Origin of the sequence: Citrobacter enshiensis (assembly GCF_029338175.1) — a bacterium.
In the GTDB taxonomy this organism is placed as follows: Bacteria; Pseudomonadota; Gammaproteobacteria; order Enterobacterales; family Enterobacteriaceae; genus Citrobacter_D; species Citrobacter_D enshiensis.
Genome location: NZ_CP119862.1, coordinates 1,651,022 through 1,669,186 on the forward strand (window position 1 = coordinate 1,651,022; position 18,165 = coordinate 1,669,186).

An 18,165-nucleotide genomic window follows, 5' to 3' on the forward strand; every position below is an offset into this window, starting at 1 on the left:
TTTTGTGATTTATCACCTGATGATGACTACGCAACCGCCTTTTCAGTCTGTTGTGCCCTCAGCCAGGCAATCTCTTCCGCCCAGATATCGGGATTGATGGTTTCGAGAACCAGTGGAATACCATCAAAACGATTGTCCTGCATGATCCAACGGAACGCATCGTGACCAATGTTGCCTTCACCTAAACTGTGGTGGCGGTCGACGCGGCTACCGAAGGTGCTTTTGGCGTCATTCAGATGCATTCCGCGCAGGTATTTAAACCCGACAATGCGTTCAAACTCGGCAAACGTCTTTTCGCACTCGGCGGCGCTACGCAGATCGTAGCCTGCGGCGAAAGCGTGGCAGGTATCAATACAAACGCCAACGCGCGACTTATCTTCCACGCCATCAATGATGGCGGCAAGATGTTCAAACTTAAAGCCAAGATTACTGCCCTGGCCTGCCGTATTCTCAATCACCGCGGTGACGCCTTCGGTTTGCGAAAGGGCGATATTGATGGATTCCGCAATGCGCGCCAGACACTCCTCTTCCGGGATCTGCATCAGGTGGCTGCCTGGGTGGAAGTTCAGCAGCGAGAGTCCGAGCAGTTCGCAACGTTGCATTTCATCAAGAAAAGCATCGCGTGATTTTTCCAGCGCTTCGCTGACCGGGTGGCCGAGGTTGATCAGATAGCTGTCGTGCGGGAGGATTTGCGCAGAGGAAAAGTGGTATTTCTCGCAGGCGGCTTTAAAGTCATCAATGGTTTCGGTACTGAGCGGTGCCGCGCGCCATTGACGCTGATTTTTTGTGAAAAGCGCAAATGCCGTCGCCTCGATTTCAGCGGCGCGAATCGCGGCATTTGCCAGACCGCCAGCAGCGCTGACGTGCGCTCCAATATACTTCATGAAAGACTCCTGTTAACCCCACATGGGAGAAAAAACATTTCCCAATAATAGCGGGTTAACAGGGTCAGGATGTAGTGGTTTATGCCATCAGGCTATGAATCACGACGTTTATCATGCCACCGCCGACGATTAACCAGATGAAAAGCACCAGCGCCATCAGTAACGGTTTCGCGCCTGCTTTCTTCAACGCGCTGACGTGGGTGGTCAGACCCAGTGCCGCCATCGCCATCGCCAGCAGTATGGTATCCAGCGTCACCAGCATGCTCACTACCGCCTGCGGTAACAGGTGGAATGAGTTAAAGATGGCAACCACAATGAACAACACGGCAAACCACGGAATGGTGATTTTGCTTTTTTCCGAACCGCTGGCAGGTGACAACTGTTTCACACGGGCGGCCAGCAGAATAAGGAATGGGGCCAGCATCATCACACGGAGCATTTTCGCAATGACCGCCGCGTTTTCCGCATCCGGGTTAATCGCGTGTCCTGCTGCGACCACCTGCGCAACTTCATGCATGGTCGACCCAATATAGATACCGTACGTCTCCGGGCTGAACCAGTGCGCCAGCAGCGGATACATCGCCGGATAGAGAAAGATGGCCAGCGTGCCGAAGATAACGACGGTAGCAACGGCAACCGTTACCTTACTGGCTTCGGCTTTAACGACCGGTTCGGTCGCCAGTACGGCGGCAGCACCGCAAATGCTGCTCCCGGCACCAATCAGCCAACTGGTATGGCGATCTAATCCAAAGACTTTTTGCCCCAGAAAACACGCCAGCATAAAGGTGCTGGAGAGCGTCAATACGTCAATCACAATACCGCTGACGCCGACATCGGCAATCTGCGAAAAGGTCAGGCGAAAGCCGTAAAGAATGATCCCCAGACGCAATAAGTGTTGTTTGGCAAACAGCACGCCGCCGTCGCATTGTTTCCAGATTTGCGGGTAGACCGTATTACCGATCACCATTCCCAGCAAAATGGCCAGGGTAAGGGCGCTGAATCCGGCCCCCCCGATGGCGGGAATGGAACCACCCCACAGGGCAGCCCCAGTGATCACTGCGCTCAGGGCAAGCCCTGGAAGAAAATGCCACACTGTACGACGATGATTCTGTAAGGTGAGTTCTGTCATAACCTTCTCCTTTAGTTGGAGAGAAGAGTACGGCGAACTGGTTTAAAAATAAAATTGATTATATATTTATAATTAATCTTTATAAGTGGTAAGCAGGCGCTGCCCGGGTGGAAAACGACGATGCACATCACGCTGCGACAACTTGAAGTCTTTACCGAAGTACTGAAAAGCGGTTCGACAACTCAGGCATCCGTGATGTTGTCGTTGTCGCAGTCTGCCGTGAGCGCAGCGCTAACCGATCTGGAAGGCCAGCTTGGCGTTCAGCTCTTTGACCGGGTAGGGAAGCGGCTGGTGGTTAACGAGCACGGGCGGCTGTTATACCCCCGTGCGTTGGCGTTGCTTGAGCAGACCGTCGAAATCGAGCAGCTGTTTCGCGAAGATAATGGCGCCATTCGCGTGTACGCCAGCAGCACCATTGGCAACTACATTTTACCGGCGGTCATTGCCCGCTATCGGCAGGATTACCCCGACTTGCCGCTGGAACTGAGCGTCGGCAACAGTCAGGACGTTATCACTGCGGTACTGGATTTTCGCGTGGACATTGGTCTCATTGAGGGGCCGTGCCACAGTACGGAAATTATCTCTGAGCCGTGGCTGGAGGATGAACTGGTGGTATTTGCCGCGCCAACATCTCCGTTGGTTCAGGGGCCGGTGACGCTGGCGCAACTGGCGGCAGCGCCCTGGATCCTGCGTGAGCGTGGCTCGGGGACGCGGGAAATTGTCGATTACTTGCTGTTGTCGCATTTACCGAGATTCCAGATGGCGATGGAGTTGGGCAATTCCGAAGCGATCAAGCATGCCGTGCGCCACGGGCTGGGGATCAGTTGCCTTTCACGTCGGGTGATTGAAGAACAGCTGGAAAGCGGAAAACTGGTCGAAGTGCCGGTGCCGTTACCGGGTTTGAATCGCACCTTGTGGCGGATTCATCATCGGCAGAAACATTTGTCTAATGCACTGCAGCGTTTTTTACGCTACTGCGTCATTCAGCCGGAAAGCTAAGAAACCGGATGGGGGAGAGCCCGTGCTGCAGGCAAATATCGGCGGTTTTAGCGTAGTGCCAGGTGGCGAACGGCATGGGTTCCCAGCAGCGCACGTAATTTTGCGGGCTGAAGAGGGTAAAGTGCAGGGTGAAAATCAGCGTGTTGGCGATAAGCAGCAGCGCCAGTGTAAGACCAAGAATAATGCGTAATGCCGTTTTTTCAGCCAGTGTTGCAGTGTGCGTGAAAAAGAGTTGTTGATTAAATAACCAACACGTGGCCATCAGTACGGGAATTGAGCAGACGAAGTTAGCCTTCAACAGCGAAACTGAAATGAAGTCTGGTGCCTGTGTTAAGAACAGTAGCGGGAAATAATCCGGCAACAGATACAACGCAAACAGCGTCAGACAGGGCATCACAACAATGGTTGTCACGTACTCCATAACGTCATGTTCCTTGTCGGGCGCGATGCGTTTTGCCCTGGGTTTCATGGCGCTTTCTCCGGCGAAGGGCGTTTGACTTCATAGCCGTTCACGCGACACCAGTCCGTATCCGGTACATAGATATCAGTCTTATGGCCGCGAGCGCTTTTCATCTCGCAAACACCCAGTTGTGGGTTATCGTCGTAACGGGAAGTCGTGCTGAAGCGCAAACCAGTGATGACTACACTCCATATTGGGAAAAGCAGCACACACACAATGGAAAGATAAAAAATGCAGTTATGGATCCGACTGTTTTTTTTCGTACGCCAGTCGGTGAAGGTTCCCAGCAGTAAGCAAGCCGCGAAAAACATGACACCGCTGAAAGCAGAACAGGAGGTATCGGTTAGGTGATCGGGTGTCAAACGCCAGTCTTCAACAATCTGGACACTGATATAGAGGCCAGACACAAAGAGATAGAGACAGAAAATCGACATCCCGGTAAACAACAAGAACGCCTCTTTTTGCTTTTTAGCCATTTCCTTTATCCCACTTTCCCTGTGTTACCGCCTATTTTGCGTCCAGGTGTGGCCTCTCAGCGTGCGCTTTTGTGCTACTGCGACATTACTGCTTTACTTATAACTGACCGCTCATCATGAAGGTCTCTTATAACAGCGCATTTGTGCCGGAAGGAATGTCATTCGTCTGCTACAATCGCGCCTCATTTTTTGGATGGATAGCATTTTCACATGGTTTCCGAAATTAAAACCACAGAAGCGCCCGCGTTACGTCGCGAACTTAAGGCGCGCCACCTGACGATGATCGCCATTGGTGGTTCCATCGGTACAGGTTTGTTCGTTGCATCCGGTGCAACGATTTCTCAGGCGGGCCCAGGCGGCGCGCTGTTTTCCTACATTTTGATTGGCCTGATGGTGTATTTCCTGATGACCAGTCTTGGTGAACTGGCCGCGTATATGCCGGTTTCCGGTTCGTTTTCGACTTACGGTCAGAACTACGTAGAAGAAGGCTTTGGCTTCGCGCTGGGCTGGAACTATTGGTACAACTGGGCCGTAACCATTGCGGTTGACCTTGTGGCGGCGCAACTGGTGATGAGCTGGTGGTTCCCGGACACGCCAGGCTGGATCTGGAGTGCGCTGTTCCTGTGCGTCATTTTCTTGCTGAACTACATTTCCGTGCGCGGATTTGGTGAGGCGGAATATTGGTTCTCGCTGATCAAAGTCACCACCGTGATTATCTTTATCGTGGTTGGCGTGATGATGATCATCGGTATCTTCAAAGGCGTAGAGCCGGTAGGCTGGAGTAACTGGACGACGGGCGATGCGCCGTTTGCCGGGGGCTTTGCGGCGATGATAGGTGTGGCGATGATCGTCGGCTTCTCTTTCCAGGGTACCGAGTTGATTGGTATTGCTGCGGGTGAGTCAGAAGATCCGGAGAAGAACATTCCGCGCGCAGTGCGTCAGGTGTTCTGGCGTATCCTGCTGTTCTATGTGTTCGCCATCCTAATCATCAGCCTGATCATTCCGTACACTGACCCGAGTCTGCTGCGTAACGACGTGAAAGACATCAGCGTCAGCCCGTTCACACTGGTATTCCAGCACGCGGGTCTGCTCTCTGCGGCAGCGGTAATGAACGCAGTTATCCTGACGGCGGTACTGTCGGCGGGTAACTCGGGCATGTATGCGTCTACCCGTATGCTCTACACCCTGGCGTGTGACGGCAAAGCGCCGCGTATTTTCGCGAAGCTTTCTCGTGGTGGGGTACCGCGTAACGCACTGTATGCGACAACGGTGGTTGCGGGTCTGTGCTTCCTGACCTCTATGTTTGGCAACCAGACTGTTTACCTGTGGCTGCTGAACACGTCCGGGATGACGGGCTTTATCGCCTGGCTGGGGATCGCCATTAGTCACTATCGTTTCCGTCGTGGCTATGTGATGCAGGGGCATGATATTAAGGATTTACCGTATCGTTCAGGTTTCTTCCCGCTGGGGCCGATCTTTGCGTTCGTGTTGTGTCTGACGATTACTCTGGGCCAGAATTACGAAGCCTTCCTGAAAGACACCATTGACTGGGGCGGCGTGGCGGCGACCTACATCGGTATTCCGCTGTTCCTGATCATCTGGTTCGGCTACAAACTGACCAGAGGTACGCGCTTCGTTCGTTACAGCGAAATGCAATTCCCGGACCGTTTCAAGAAATAATATGAGTCAGTTGTCGGCAGGATAAGGCGTTTGCGCTGCCCTTCGACAACGATGAATAAGAAAAAACCCCGGCAGAGATGCCGGGGTTTTTTACTGTACTGAACTCAGAAGTTGTACGTTAAACCGACTGTATAACGACGACCATCGAGAATCGTGTCATAGGTATCGTAATCGATCTGCTTATCCAGCGCGTTGTATACCCCAGCGGTCACCAGCAGATTCTTGTTGGCGTTGTAGCGCATGCCCACATCAACCTGAGTATAAGAAGGCGTTCCTTGCGACATCGACGTACGGCTCAGGTATTCAGAGGTTTTACCGCGGAAGTTCAGGCGGCTCCAGAAACCGACATCCTGCGTTGCCTGCCAGTCCAGCGTGGTGTTGAACATATGTTTCGGCATCTTGTTCAATGGCTTGCCCGAGAACTGGCCGCTTTTCTGCTCTGATTCGGTATAGGTGTAGTTCGCCGTCCAGTTCAAATCGGAGGTGATCTCCCAGCCAAACGTCGATTCCACGCCGCGCATGTTTGCTTCATCAACGTTGACACGATCGCTGACGAAATCGTAGGTTTCATCGCCGATAGTACAGGCGGGATCGGCGCTGCTGTTGCAGCGGCGAACTTCGGTGATCTTGTCTTTGAAATCGGTGTTGAACAGGGTGACGCCAGCGTTGAGGTTGTCGCCGTTATCCCACAGCAGGGCAATTTCTTCGCTCAGGCTTTTTTCGGGTTTCAGATCCGGGTTACCCACAATGATGCCATTCAGGCGACCACCGCCAGTGACCTGTCCCCAACTTGCTGAAGACTGGCGCAGGTCAGGGGCGCGGTAGCCCGCAGAAACGCCGCCTTTCACTGTCCACTGCTCCGCCAGATGCCAGACGCCGTAGCCGCGTGGCGTCCAGTTGTCACCGTAGTTCTCATCTTTATCCATTCGCAGGCCGCCGGTCAGGGTGAAGGTGTCGGTGATCGCCCACTCATCTTCAGCAAACAGCGCCCAGCTCCAGCGAGTGAGTTTGTTCAGACCATCGGCCGCCTGTAGCTGGTTTCCGTTATCGCGGAGTTTTTCATAACGATATTGCCCGCCCAGCGTCAGAGTATGTGCGCCGAGGAAGATCTGGTTCTGGTTGTTGAAAATCGTATTGTAAGACTTCATCTCGCGACCCGGGTTATTGGTCTCTTCCTGCTGAACGTAGCTGGTGGTGTTGAAGTCATCGTAATAACCGCTGTGCGTTAATGAGTACGTGGTGTGCTCGTAGCGGTTTTCGCTTTTCGTGTTTGTCTTACAGGTTGTACCACGGCAGGTGACTTCCGCCATTGACATGCCAGGCGTGCTGTCGCGGTCCTGCAATTCGCGCGCAATGTCGAAATCAACATCGTTTTTTTCATCTGGCGTGAAGTTAAGTGTCAATCCGCCGTTGCGCAGGCGCTGTTCATTAAAGCCATTGACGATCTGATCCTCGGCGCGGCGTGACAGCAGCCCTGTCACTTTAGCGCCCAGCAATCCGTCAATTAACGGACCAGAGGCATAGGCGTTAGTCTGGAAGAGATCGCCGGAATCACTGTTTTCCTGGAAGGTGGCATCGCCGTGCAGAGAACCGGTCCAGCCTTGGGTATTGGAGACTTTCTTGGTGATCACGTTGATCACGCCGCCCATCGCGTCAGAACCGTAAAGTGATGACATCGGTCCACGAATCACTTCAATCCGCTCAATAGACTCCAGTGGAGGCAGCCAGCCTTGTTCAATCCCGGCGTTATCGCTGTTTGGTCGCGTGCCGCGGGTACTGATGCGCTTACCGTTGACCAGGAAAAGCGTGTATTGCGAGGCCATGCCGCGAATACTGATGTCGCTACTGCTCCCACCGCCTGTCACTACCACGCCAGGGACATCTTTTAGCGCATCGGTGACATCGCGGTAGGCTTTATCCTCAATCTGCTGTTTGGTAATCACAGAGATGGAGGCGGGGGCGTTCTGAATCTTCTGCTCAAATCCCGTAGCGGTAACAACGACGGTGTCCTGGTCAGCAGCATGGGTGAGTGATGGGAGGCTGGCTACGCTTACTGCGATAGCTACGGCCTTAACGTGAGGTATGGTCATTTGTATCATTCCATTAAATGAATAAAAAACTGCGTGTCATGTGTAAAGCCACGACGACTGTATGTATTTGTCTTTTAAGTATTCTTTACGTTGATGAAGCGGGAGAATTGTACAAAAGAATGATTTTTTGTAAACACAAATGATAATTGGAATCATTTGTGTTTGTGTGAATTTGGATTGGAGGTGTTTTAAATCAATAAGATAGGTAAATGTAAATATGGTGGGAATGTGAAGGAAAAATGAAGATATGCGGGAGGAGAAGGAGGGCGGCGCCCCCCAAAAAATTACTTCAACAAATGCTGCGCGTGAAACCGCAGATGATCCTCAATAAAAGAGGCAATGAAGTAATAGCTATGATCGTAGCCGGGTTGAATGCGCAGTGTCATTGGCCACGACGTCTGGCGAGCCGCTTCCGCCAGGACCGCAGGCTGGAGCTGATCGGCGAGGAACTGATCGTTATCGCCCTGATCCACCAGGGTTGGAATGGCGTGTTCGGGTTTGCTGGCTAACATTAACGCGCAGCTATCCCACTCGGCCCACTGCGCCCTCTCTTCACCCAAATACGCGGTAAAGGCTTTTTCTCCCCACGGCACGCGACACGGATTCACAATGGGCGCAAAGGCTGAAACGCTGGTGTATTTACCGGGATTCTTCAGCGCCATGATAAGCGCGCCATGCCCGCCCATCGAATGTCCGCTGATAGCGCAGCGGTTGCTGACGTTAAATTGCGATTGGATCAGCGCCGGAAGTTCATCGTGCAGATAATCATACATGCGAAAATGCGTGGCCCAGGGCTGTTGTGTCGCATTCAGGTAGAATCCGGCGCCTTTGCCTAAATCGTAATGTTCATCATCGGCGACCTGTTCACCACGCGGGCTGGTGTCTGGCATGACCAGCACAATCCCCAGTTCTGCCGCGATGCGTTGCGCACCGGCTTTGGTGGTGAAGTTTTCATCATTGCAGGTCAACCCTGACAGCCAGTACAGCACGGGAGGCGGCGTGGTATCACGGGGAGGGGGAAGAAAAATACTGAATGTCATCGCGCAATTCAGCGTGCTGGCGTCATGCCGCCAGCGTTGCTGCCAGCCTTCAAAACAGCGGTGCTCTTCGAGCATTTCCATGCGTGGCTCCTGTTGTGTTGTGCGTTGTTAACTCCCCATAATACAGATTATTCATTGTGCTGTGAGTAACTTTCACTTCCGCATTTAGCTAACATGCTTCATCATCTACACAACTTTGCATTAACACTCAGGCATCGTGAGCCATTCGGTTTGTCGGTCAGGGGAGGCGTGTGAAATCCAGGTGATGAAAGGCAGCGTCAATTTCAATAATTATCGCTGCGAATACTGGATTATGTGCGCGGCCTCACGCACAATGTTTGGGCTGTCATACAGCTTAAAAACTTTGTCCCACGTAGGGCAGAGGCGCCACACCTGCAGGAGAAAAAGAAATGTCATCACTCAGTAAAGAAGCGGCCCTGGTTCATGAAGCGCTGGTTGCGCGTGGTCTGGAAACCCCGCTGCGCCCGCCCGTGCATGAGATGGATAACGAAACGCGCAAACGTCTTATCTCAGGCCACATGACTGAGATCATGCAGTTATTGAATCTTGATTTGAGCGATGACAGTCTGATGGAGACGCCTCACCGCATCGCCAAGATGTATGTCGATGAGATCTTCTCCGGCCTTGATTATGCCAACTTCCCGAAAATCACCGTCATTGAAAATAAAATGAAGGTCGATGAAATGGTCACGGTGCGTGATATCACATTGACCAGTACCTGCGAACATCATTTCGTGACCATCGATGGGAAGGCGACGGTGGCGTATATCCCGAAAGAGTCGGTGATTGGCCTCTCGAAAATTAACCGTATCGTGCAGTTTTTTGCCCAACGCCCGCAGGTTCAGGAGCGTTTGACCCAGCAAATTCTGACGGCACTGCAAACATTACTCGGTACTAACAATGTGGCGGTGTCGATTGACGCGGTACATTACTGTGTAAAAGCGCGTGGAATTCGCGATGCGACCAGCGCAACGACGACGACCTCGCTCGGCGGGTTGTTTAAATCCAGCCAGAATACCCGCCAGGAATTCCTGCGCGCTGTTCGTCACCACAACTGATTAAGGCCCAGGCTATGGAGCGTAATGTCACGCTGGATTTTATTCGTGGCGTTGCCATCCTGGGCATTCTGCTTCTCAATATCAGCGCCTTTGGTTTGCCAAAGGCCGCGTATCTCAATCCCGCCTGGTATGGCGAAATTACCGCTTCGGATGCCTGGACGTGGGCTGTCCTCGATCTCTTTGCGCAGGCCAAATTTCTCACACTCTTTGCACTGTTGTTCGGCGCTGGGCTGCAAATGTTGCTGCCGCGCGGCAAACACTGGATCCAGTCACGTCTGACGCTGCTGGTGTTGCTGGGATTTATTCACGCCCTGTTTTTCTGGGATGGCGACATTTTACTGGCCTACGGTCTTGTGGGGCTGATTTGTTGGCGGCTGGTGCGAGACGCGCCATCGGTGAAGAGCCTGTTCAATACCGGCGTCGTGCTTTATCTGGCAGGGATTGGTGTTTTACTGCTGCTGGGAACGATCTCAGGCAATGAAATCAGCCGGGCCTGGACCCCGGATGCTTCCGCGCTGTTGTATGAAAAATACTGGAAGCTGAACGGGGGGATGGAAGCCATCAGCAATCGAATTGACGGGCTGTCGAACAGTTTGCTGGCGTTAGGGGCGCAGTATGGCTGGCAACTGGCGGGGATGATGTTACTGGGGGCGGCGTTAATGCGAAGCGGCTGGTTGAAAGGTCAGTACAGCCTGCGTCATTACCGCCGAACGGGCGCCATACTGGTTGTCACCGGGGTCGTGATTAATCTGCCCGCAATAGTCGCGCAATGGCAACTGGACTGGGCCTGGCGTTGGTGCGGTTTTCTGTTACAGGCGCCGCGAGAGCTGAGCGCGCCGTTTCAAACGCTGGGGTACACTGCGCTGATGTTTGGCTTCTGGCCTCAGTTGAGCCGCAGCAAGCTGGTTATCGCCATTGCCTGCGTAGGACGCATGGCGCTGAGTAATTACCTCCTGCAGACGCTGATCTGTACCACCTTGTTTTATCACTTCGGTTTGTTTATGAAATTTGACCGGCTGGAGCTGCTGCTGTTTGTGGTTCCGGTGTGGCTGGCGAACCTGCTTTTCTCCGTCATTTGGCTCCATTTCTGGCGTCAGGGGCCGGTGGAATGGCTGTGGCGTCAATTGACCCTACGTGCGTCAGGGACATCATTATCTCGATCATCCAGATAACGATCTGGATCACATTCATTAACAAAACGCATGTAACCGTTTCCAACCCTGTGACCTTACTCACGCAGTCCTGCGCGCGTCGCTGACAAAATGGCCGCCTGCAAAGGGGGTGTCTGTGAGCAACGGCAATTTCAAACAGGGTAGTGAATATGATAACCATTCGTGATGTGGCACGTCAGGCTGGCGTCTCTGTGGCGACCGTTTCTCGTGTACTGAATAACAGTACGTTGGTGAGTCCTGATACGCGTGACGCTGTCATGAAAGCGGTCACCTCACTGGGTTATCGTCCTAATGCGAATGCGCAGGCGCTGGCAACGCAGGTGAGCGACACCATCGGCGTTGTGGTGATGGATGTCTCAGATGCCTTTTTTGGCGCACTGGTCAAAGCGGTCGATCAGGTTGCTCAGCAGCATCAGAAATATGTGCTGATTGGCAACAGCTACCACGAGGCTGAAAAAGAACGGCACGCCATTGAGGTGTTGATCCGCCAACGCTGCAACGCCCTGATTGTCCACTCCAAAGCGCTAAGCGATCGGGAACTGAGCGAATTTATGGATCAGATCCCCGGCATGGTGCTGATCAACCGTCTCGTCCCCGGCTATGCCCACCGTTGCGTCTGTCTGGACAATATCAGCGGCGCAAAAATGGCCACGCGAATGCTGCTTAATCATGGTCATCAACGCATCGGCTATCTGGCCTCCAGCCACCGTATCGAAGATGACACGATGCGTAAAGAAGGGTGGTTAGCCGCATTGAGAGAGCAGGGGATCACCCCGTCTGAGAGCTGGGTTGGCACAGGCTCCCCCGACATGCCGGGTGGCGAATCAGCCATGGTTGAGCTTTTGGGGCGTAATCTGCAACTCACCGCCGTGTTTGCCTACAACGACAACATGGCCGCCGGCGCGCTCACCGCGTTGAAAGACAACGGCATTGCCATCCCACTGCATCTGTCAATTATCGGATTTGATGATATTCCCATCGCACGTTACACCGATCCGCAACTGACGACAGTGCGTTACCCGATTGCTTCAATGGCAAAAATGGCGACGGAACTGGCGTTACAGGGCGCAGCAGGCACGTTAGATGCATCGGCAACGCATTGTTTTATGCCGACTCTGGTGCGTCGGCATTCCGTGGCGTTGCGACAGAATGCGGGCCTGATCACTAACTAAAAATGTCGTTGTATGTAACCGCTTTCAATATGTGAGTAAATTCACAGTATCTTAACAATGTGATGGCTATGATGGCACCGTTTGAAGTGCTGTAACTATTATGTAACGGTGAGCAATCAGTTTTACCGCTGCGTTAGCGCTTTAAACACTAATTAAAGCCTATTTTTGGAGCGTTACCGGGCACGGAAGAAAGATTTTTTAAAAGTGAGCTTCGGCATTCAGTAACACTTCATTAACCGTTCTGCCCTGCCGAGCATTTTTCTCAAGTACTACCCTGCATAATAAAACCGGAGATACCATGAATAAGAAGGTGTTGACTCTGTCTGCTGTGATGGCAAGCATGTTATTCGGCGCGGCTGCGCACGCTGCTGATACCCGCATTGGTGTGACAATCTACAAATATGACGATAATTTTATGTCCGTGGTACGTAAGGCTATCGAACAAGATGCCAAAGCGGCGCCTGATGTACAGCTGCTGATGAATGACTCCCAGAACGATCAGTCTAAACAAAACGACCAGATCGACGTTCTGCTGGCGAAAGGCGTGAAAGCGCTGGCGATCAACCTGGTTGACCCGGCGGCGGCAGGCACAGTGATTGAGAAAGCGCGTGGTCAGAATGTCCCGGTTGTCTTCTTCAACAAAGAACCTTCCCGTAAGGCGCTGGACAGCTATGACAAAGCCTATTACGTCGGTACTGACTCTAAAGAATCCGGAATTATTCAGGGCGACCTGATTGCGAAACACTGGCAGGCGAACCAGGGTTGGGATCTGAACAAAGATGGCCAAATTCAGTTTGTTCTGCTGAAAGGCGAACCGGGCCACCCGGATGCTGAAGCCCGTACCACCTACGTTATCAAAGAGCTGAACGATAAAGGCATCAAAACTGAGCAGCTGCAGTTAGATACCGCGATGTGGGATACCGCTCAGGCGAAAGATAAAATGGATGCCTGGTTGTCCGGTCCGAACGCCAACAAAATTGAAGTGGTTATCGCCAACAACGATGCAATGGCGATGGGTGCCGTAGAAGCTCTGAAAGCGCACAACAAAACCAGCGTACCGGTATTTGGCGTGGATGCGTTGCCTGAAGCACTGTCTCTGGTGAAATCCGGCGCGCTGGCAGGTACCGTGCTGAACGACGCCAACAACCAGGCGAAAGCGACCTTCGATCTGGCGAAAAACCTGGCGGATGGCAAAGGCGCTGCTGATGGCACCAACTGGAAAATTGAGAACAAAATTGTTCGCGTTCCTTACGTTGGTGTTGATAAAGATAACCTGACTGAGTTCACCAAAAAATAATTGTTGTTATCCGTTTTCTCGGGCGCAAATTTCTTGCGCCCTTTAATAACGCACTCTGCGAGGCCAACAAGGTATAATTATGGTCAGCACTACTACTCAGTCGTCAGGCGAATTCTTGTTAGAAATGAGCGGCATCAACAAGTCTTTCCCCGGCGTTAAGGCACTTGATAATGTCAATTTAAAAGTCCGCCCCCATTCCATTCATGCATTAATGGGAGAAAACGGTGCAGGGAAATCAACATTATTAAAATGTCTTTTTGGAATCTATCAGAAAGATTCTGGCAGCATTTTATTTCAGGGTAAAGAAATCGATTTTCATTCCGCCAAAGAAGCACTGGAGAATGGCATTTCGATGGTTCATCAGGAGTTAAACCTGGTGTTGCAGCGCTCCGTGATGGACAACATGTGGCTGGGGCGTTATCCCACGAAAGGCATGTTTGTTGATCAGGAGAAAATGTATCGCGATACCAAAGCGATATTTGATGAGCTGGATATTGATATCGACCCGCGGGCGCGAGTGGGTACATTATCCGTTTCGCAAATGCAGATGATCGAAATTGCGAAAGCGTTCTCGTATAACGCTAAAATCGTGATTATGGATGAACCTACCTCTTCATTAACAGAGAAAGAGGTCAATCATCTGTTTACTATTATCCGTAAGCTGAAAGAGCGTGGCTGCGGTATTGTTTATATCTCTCATAAAATGGAAGAAATTTTCCAGCTATGTGATGAGGTTACTGTTCTGCGCGACGGCCAGTGGATTGCGACGCAGCCGCTGGAAGGGCTGGATATGGACAAGATCATCGCCATGATGGTCGGACGCTCGCTGAACCAGCGCTTCCCGAACAAAGAGAACAAGCCGGGCGAAGTGATTCTGGAAATCCGTAACCTGACCTCTTTACGTCAGCCTTCAATCCGTGACATCTCTTTTGATCTGCATAAAGGGGAGATCCTGGGTATTGCGGGTCTGGTGGGGGCAAAACGTACGGACATCGTTGAAACGCTGTTTGGTATCCGTGAAAAATCGTCTGGCACCATTACGTTGCACGGCAAAAAGATTAACAACCACAATGCCAACGAAGCCATTAACCATGGTTTTGCGCTGGTGACGGAAGAACGTCGTTCGACCGGTATTTACGCCTATCTGGATATTGGCTTCAACTCTTTGATTTCCAATATTCATAATTACAAAAATAAAGTCGGTCTGCTGGACAACTCCCGGATGAAAAGTGATACCCAATGGGTCATCGACTCTATGCGGGTAAAAACGCCGGGCCATCGTACGCAAATTGGTTCTCTTTCGGGCGGAAACCAGCAAAAGGTCATTATTGGCCGTTGGTTGTTAACCCAGCCAGAAATATTAATGCTGGACGAACCTACGCGTGGGATCGATGTTGGCGCAAAATTTGAAATTTATCAGTTGATCGCGGAGCTGGCGAAGAAAGAGAAGGGCATTATTATTATCTCCTCGGAAATGCCGGAATTGTTAGGGATTACAGATCGTATTCTGGTGATGAGTAACGGTCTCGTTGCTGGAATTGTTGATACCAAAACGACTACGCAAAACGAAATTCTGCGTCTTGCGTCTTTGCACCTTTAAGATTAGGGGCTCCTCATGAGTGCGTTAAATAAGAAAAGTTTTCTTACTTATCTAAAAGAAGGCGGAATTTACGTCGTTCTTTTAGTCTTGCTGGCCATTATTATTTTCCAGGACCCCACATTCTTAAGTCTGCTGAACTTGAGTAACATCCTGACGCAGTCTTCCGTGCGTATCATTATCGCATTAGGTGTTGCCGGACTGATTGTCACCCAGGGGACTGACCTGTCAGCGGGTCGTCAGGTCGGGCTGGCGGCGGTGGTCGCGGCGACGCTGCTGCAATCGATGGAAAACGCGAATAAAGTCTTCCCTGAAATGGCGACCATGCCTATTGCGCTGGTGATCCTGATCGTCTGCGCGGTGGGTGCCATTATCGGTCTGGTGAACGGCATCATTATTGCTTACCTCAATGTGACGCCGTTTATCACAACCCTTGGCACGATGATCATCGTTTACGGTATTAACTCCCTCTACTACGACTTCGTGGGGGCGTCGCCAATCTCGGGTTTTGATAGCGGCTTCTCGACTTTCGCGCAGGGCTTCATTGCGCTGGGCAGTTTCCGACTCTCTTACATCACCTTCTATGCGCTGATTGCGGTGGCTTTCGTGTGGGTGCTGTGGAACAAAACCCGTTTTGGCAAAAACATTTTTGCTATCGGCGGTAACCCGGAAGCGGCCAAAGTCTCTGGTGTTAACGTCGCGCGGAACCTGCTGATGATCTACGCATTGTCCGGTGTGTTCTATGCCTTTGGTGGGTTGCTGGAAGCCGGTCGTATCGGTTCTGCCACCAACAACCTCGGCTTTATGTACGAACTGGATGCGATTGCGGCGTGCGTGGTCGGCGGCGTGTCGTTCAGCGGTGGTGTAGGGACCGTCTTTGGCGTAGTGACCGGTGTAATTATCTTCACCGTCATCAACTACGGTTTGACCTATATCGGCGTGAACCCTTACTGGCAGTACATCATTAAGGGCGGCATTATTATCTTCGCGGTCGCGCTGGATTCCCTGAAATACGCCCGTAAGAAGTAATCCTTCAACGCAGAAAAAACCGGTGCAGAGACGTTCTGTGCCGGTTTTTTATTTGATAAAGACTAACCAAATTCCCACCAGCAGTGCGCCCAGCGAAAGCCCAAAGTAGACACCGATATAGATCCAGTAAGTCGCGGGTTCAGCGGAACGTTGAATTAAGAGAGGCTCTTGCGAGCCTTTGACCGTTTTTTCGACGACGCCAGAGCGCAGTCCCTTTAGCCCTTGCCGGAAGGTCCAGACGACGACCATCAGTACGCCAATCACGATAAAAAGGGTTTTGTCTTCCATGCTTATTTTCCTTGTTTCTTTTGTAATTCCAGCAATTGCTCAGGCGTTACTGCCGGATAACCCTGTGCATCGTCAGGGACCTGATGCATGGCGGGGATTGGCACCAGTGGGCCTAAAAAGCGCGGTTCACGTTTGAAGAGATAGAGGTCGGCCAGCGCGCCAAATCGCGCGCCGAATTCGCGCACCCGGACAGTGAGCATATCTTTTGGCGAAGGCACCGCGTAGCACTGCGCCTGTATTCCCATATGCAGTGCAATGAATAAGGCGCGTTCACAGTGGAAGCGCTGAGTGATGATGATGAAATCGTTGGTATCAAAGACCTTACGGGTGCGCACAATCGAGTCCAGCGTGCGAAAGCCCGCGTAATCGAGCACGATATCGGCAGGATCAACGCCTGCCGCGATGAGATCTTTACGCATCGTCATCGGCTCGTTATAGCTTTGCAGCGCATTGTCGCCGCTAAGCAAAAGGTAGTTAACCTTACCGCTGTTGTAGGCGTTCAGCGCCCCCTGAATCCGGTAGCGGTAATACTGATTAATCACGCCGGTGCGATAGTATTTGGCGGTGCCTAGAACCACGCCGACCTGGCGATAGGGCAGGTCCTGCAATTCGTCGTAGATGTACGGGGCCGTTTTCCAGCTCATCCATCTGTCGAGGCCAAGCGCAGTTAACAGCAGCAAGCCGACCAGGACTAACAGGCTGTAAAACAGACGCTTTAACATTGCGGAGAACTCGATAAAAGGAAGAAATTTCAATCAGGCTACTTTACCCGACGGCGTTGCGCAAGAATCGGTGGTCTGATTGCGGGGATTTTCGACATACTTCAACGTTGCCGGAAGGGACATGCCGTTTCAGGCCCGGTAAGCTTGCGCTACCGGGCACAACGATTTATGCCAGCAGTACGCGTTCGATGTTGTCGCAGCCCAGCGCTTTCAGCGTCGCGGCGGTGGCATCCCATTGAATCAACGGCGCATCCGCTTTTTCGGCCAGAATTGCACGCTGGATATCCGGATAGTCGTAACCGTTCAGATTCAGCAGATTTAATGCGCCTTGCAGAGGCGGCAGCGTTGGGTTAAAGGCGGCGTTTTCAGCATAGCTACCGGTGAAAATACGCCCGTCTTTGCACTCCAGCGCCACGCCGCTCGGGGAGTTGCTGTAGGGCATATGGCATCGGTTGGCTGCGCGAATCGCTTCCTGAGTCAGCGCGTCGCCTTTCAGGGCGAAGCCGTGATCTTGTTCGTCCATCAGCAGCGTTTTGATCTCCAGATCTTTCGGGCCGAAAGCGTCTGGCAAATAGTGACGCAGCGTGTGCGGCTCGCGACCTGGCAGGTGAATGCGCAGATCCAGTCCGCTGTTCAGTTCGTTCATAAACTGACGGCAGTGACCACACGGGGTGTAGTTGACGGTAATGGCGGCAAGGGCTTTTTCGCCGCGTAACCAGGCGTGGCTGATGGCGCTTTGTTCGGCATGAACGGTTTGCTGCATGGTGGCCCCCAGGAACTCCATGTTCCCACCGAAATACCATCTCCCACTGACGCCGCGCGCCACGGCGCCAACGTTAAAATGGGAAAGGTCGGTACGCGCGCAGGCGGCAGCCAGCGGCAGGAGCGCGAAAGCCAGCGCGTCTTCGTCCAGCCCCGATTCACTTTTAAGCGTCGAGACCTGCTCTGCACTCAGCATGGCGGGGAAATGCTTATCCGCCAGAAGTGGTGCCAGCGCTGATTGCAAATTATCCGCTAGTTCGGCAAAAGCAGTTTGAAAACGTGGATGCAT

The 18,165-nt window shown here is 52.3% G+C and carries 17 protein-coding genes; 8 read left to right on the forward strand and 9 right to left on the reverse strand.

Features of this window, described 5'->3' with window-relative positions; all coding sequences use genetic code 11:
* Window positions 1-26: 26 nt before the first annotated feature.
* The gene (gene nfo / locus P2W74_RS07920; RefSeq protein WP_276294592.1) at window positions 27-884 is read right to left on the reverse strand and encodes a deoxyribonuclease IV; all 858 of its coding nucleotides are present in this window, start codon (window positions 882-884) and stop codon (window positions 27-29) included.
* A 79-nt stretch (window positions 885-963) separates the two neighbouring features.
* Window positions 964-2,013 (reverse strand): YeiH family protein, encoded by a 1,050-nt coding sequence (locus tag P2W74_RS07925; RefSeq protein WP_276294593.1) that lies wholly within the window; start codon window positions 2,011-2,013, stop codon window positions 964-966.
* A gap of 120 nt (window positions 2,014-2,133) precedes the next feature.
* Between P2W74_RS07925 and yieE the strand changes: the two genes are divergently transcribed.
* On the forward strand, window positions 2,134-3,012 hold the full coding sequence (gene yieE / locus P2W74_RS07930; protein ID WP_276294594.1) for a DNA-binding transcriptional regulator YeiE: 879 nt from the start codon (window positions 2,134-2,136) through the stop codon (window positions 3,010-3,012).
* On the opposite strand, the gene P2W74_RS07935 is transcribed toward yieE, so the two are convergent.
* Both P2W74_RS07935 and P2W74_RS07940 read right to left on the reverse strand, forming a co-directional pair.
* The gene (locus tag P2W74_RS07935) at window positions 2,993-3,481 is read right to left on the reverse strand and encodes a hypothetical protein (RefSeq protein ID WP_276294595.1); all 489 of its coding nucleotides are present in this window, start codon (window positions 3,479-3,481) and stop codon (window positions 2,993-2,995) included. The genes yieE and P2W74_RS07935 overlap by 20 nt on opposite strands.
* Window positions 3,478-3,948 carry a hypothetical protein gene (locus P2W74_RS07940; protein WP_276294596.1) on the reverse strand — a complete coding sequence of 157 codons (471 nt, stop codon included), beginning with the start codon at window positions 3,946-3,948 and terminating at the stop codon, window positions 3,478-3,480. The genes P2W74_RS07935 and P2W74_RS07940 overlap by 4 nt, the downstream gene beginning before the upstream one ends.
* 210 nt (window positions 3,949-4,158) lie before the next feature.
* On the opposite strand from P2W74_RS07940, the gene lysP reads away from it, so the two are divergent.
* Entirely contained in the window at window positions 4,159-5,628 is a 1,470-nt protein-coding gene (gene lysP / locus P2W74_RS07945) for a lysine-specific permease (protein WP_276294597.1), read from the forward strand.
* Between the two features lie 104 nt (window positions 5,629-5,732).
* Here the strand turns inward: lysP and P2W74_RS07950 are convergent, their stop codons facing one another.
* Together P2W74_RS07950 and fghA are read right to left on the reverse strand one after the other, a co-directional pair.
* On the reverse strand, window positions 5,733-7,718 hold the full coding sequence (locus P2W74_RS07950; RefSeq protein ID WP_276294598.1) for a ligand-gated channel protein: 1,986 nt from the start codon (window positions 7,716-7,718) through the stop codon (window positions 5,733-5,735).
* A gap of 284 nt (window positions 7,719-8,002) precedes the next feature.
* On the reverse strand, window positions 8,003-8,839 hold the full coding sequence (fghA, locus tag P2W74_RS07955) for an S-formylglutathione hydrolase (protein ID WP_276294599.1): 837 nt from the start codon (window positions 8,837-8,839) through the stop codon (window positions 8,003-8,005).
* A 329-nt stretch (window positions 8,840-9,168) separates the two neighbouring features.
* Here fghA and folE point away from each other — a divergent pair, with 329 nt between their 5' ends.
* The 6 genes from folE (at window position 9,169) to mglC (ending at window position 16,104) form a co-directional block, all read left to right on the forward strand.
* On the forward strand, window positions 9,169-9,837 hold the full coding sequence (gene folE / locus P2W74_RS07960; RefSeq protein ID WP_043000121.1) for a GTP cyclohydrolase I FolE: 669 nt from the start codon (window positions 9,169-9,171) through the stop codon (window positions 9,835-9,837).
* A gap of 14 nt (window positions 9,838-9,851) precedes the next feature.
* Window positions 9,852-11,009 (forward strand): DUF418 domain-containing protein YeiB, encoded by a 1,158-nt coding sequence (gene yeiB, locus P2W74_RS07965; protein ID WP_276294600.1) that lies wholly within the window; start codon window positions 9,852-9,854, stop codon window positions 11,007-11,009.
* A 149-nt stretch (window positions 11,010-11,158) separates the two neighbouring features.
* Complete coding sequence (gene galS, locus P2W74_RS07970) at window positions 11,159-12,181, forward strand: HTH-type transcriptional regulator GalS (protein WP_276294601.1); 1,023 nt, start codon at window positions 11,159-11,161, stop codon at window positions 12,179-12,181.
* Window positions 12,182-12,479: 298 nt separating this feature from the next.
* Complete coding sequence (mglB, locus tag P2W74_RS07975) at window positions 12,480-13,478, forward strand: galactose/glucose ABC transporter substrate-binding protein MglB (protein WP_276294602.1); 999 nt, start codon at window positions 12,480-12,482, stop codon at window positions 13,476-13,478.
* Between the two features lie 79 nt (window positions 13,479-13,557).
* Window positions 13,558-15,078, forward strand: a complete 1,521-nt coding sequence (gene mglA / locus P2W74_RS07980; RefSeq protein ID WP_276294603.1) for a galactose/methyl galactoside ABC transporter ATP-binding protein MglA — start codon at window positions 13,558-13,560, stop codon at window positions 15,076-15,078.
* 15 nt (window positions 15,079-15,093) lie between these two features.
* Window positions 15,094-16,104, forward strand: coding sequence for a galactose/methyl galactoside ABC transporter permease MglC (gene mglC, locus P2W74_RS07985; protein ID WP_276294604.1), 1,011 nt, complete (start codon window positions 15,094-15,096; stop codon window positions 16,102-16,104).
* Between the two features lie 48 nt (window positions 16,105-16,152).
* Here mglC and P2W74_RS07990 read toward each other — a convergent pair whose 3' ends face one another.
* From P2W74_RS07990 to cdd, 3 genes are all read right to left on the reverse strand, one after another.
* A complete protein-coding gene (locus P2W74_RS07990; RefSeq protein WP_276294605.1) occupies window positions 16,153-16,392 on the reverse strand; it encodes a DUF2542 family protein in 240 nt (79 codons plus the stop codon).
* Window positions 16,393-16,394: 2 nt separating this feature from the next.
* Window positions 16,395-17,114: an outer membrane permeability protein SanA gene (gene sanA, locus P2W74_RS07995; RefSeq protein WP_203361241.1), complete on the reverse strand. Its 720-nt coding sequence runs from the start codon at window positions 17,112-17,114 to the stop codon at window positions 16,395-16,397.
* Between the two features lie 166 nt (window positions 17,115-17,280).
* Entirely contained in the window at window positions 17,281-18,165 is an 885-nt protein-coding gene (gene cdd / locus P2W74_RS08000; protein ID WP_203360658.1) for a cytidine deaminase, read from the reverse strand.

Bases quoted from the DNA above. Each gene is read 5' to 3' on its own strand.
- nfo (WP_276294592.1), bottom strand. From the start codon at position 884: ATGAAGTATATTGGAGCGCACGTCAGCGCTGCTGGCGGTCTGGCAAAT.
- P2W74_RS07925 (WP_276294593.1), bottom strand. From the start codon at position 2,013: ATGACAGAACTCACCTTACAGAATCATCGTCGTACAGTGTGGCATTTT.
- yieE (WP_276294594.1), top strand. From the start codon at position 2,134: ATGCACATCACGCTGCGACAACTTGAAGTCTTTACCGAAGTACTGAAA.
- P2W74_RS07935 (WP_276294595.1), bottom strand. From the start codon at position 3,481: ATGAAACCCAGGGCAAAACGCATCGCGCCCGACAAGGAACATGACGTT.
- P2W74_RS07940 (WP_276294596.1), bottom strand. From the start codon at position 3,948: ATGGCTAAAAAGCAAAAAGAGGCGTTCTTGTTGTTTACCGGGATGTCG.
- lysP (WP_276294597.1), top strand. From the start codon at position 4,159: ATGGTTTCCGAAATTAAAACCACAGAAGCGCCCGCGTTACGTCGCGAA.
- P2W74_RS07950 (WP_276294598.1), bottom strand. From the start codon at position 7,718: ATGACCATACCTCACGTTAAGGCCGTAGCTATCGCAGTAAGCGTAGCC.
- fghA (WP_276294599.1), bottom strand. From the start codon at position 8,839: ATGGAAATGCTCGAAGAGCACCGCTGTTTTGAAGGCTGGCAGCAACGC.
- folE (WP_043000121.1), top strand. From the start codon at position 9,169: ATGTCATCACTCAGTAAAGAAGCGGCCCTGGTTCATGAAGCGCTGGTT.
- yeiB (WP_276294600.1), top strand. From the start codon at position 9,852: ATGGAGCGTAATGTCACGCTGGATTTTATTCGTGGCGTTGCCATCCTG.
- galS (WP_276294601.1), top strand. From the start codon at position 11,159: ATGATAACCATTCGTGATGTGGCACGTCAGGCTGGCGTCTCTGTGGCG.
- mglB (WP_276294602.1), top strand. From the start codon at position 12,480: ATGAATAAGAAGGTGTTGACTCTGTCTGCTGTGATGGCAAGCATGTTA.
- mglA (WP_276294603.1), top strand. From the start codon at position 13,558: ATGGTCAGCACTACTACTCAGTCGTCAGGCGAATTCTTGTTAGAAATG.
- mglC (WP_276294604.1), top strand. From the start codon at position 15,094: ATGAGTGCGTTAAATAAGAAAAGTTTTCTTACTTATCTAAAAGAAGGC.
- P2W74_RS07990 (WP_276294605.1), bottom strand. From the start codon at position 16,392: ATGGAAGACAAAACCCTTTTTATCGTGATTGGCGTACTGATGGTCGTC.
- sanA (WP_203361241.1), bottom strand. From the start codon at position 17,114: ATGTTAAAGCGTCTGTTTTACAGCCTGTTAGTCCTGGTCGGCTTGCTG.
- cdd (WP_203360658.1), bottom strand. From the start codon at position 18,165: ATGCATCCACGTTTTCAAACTGCTTTTGCCGAACTAGCGGATAATTTG.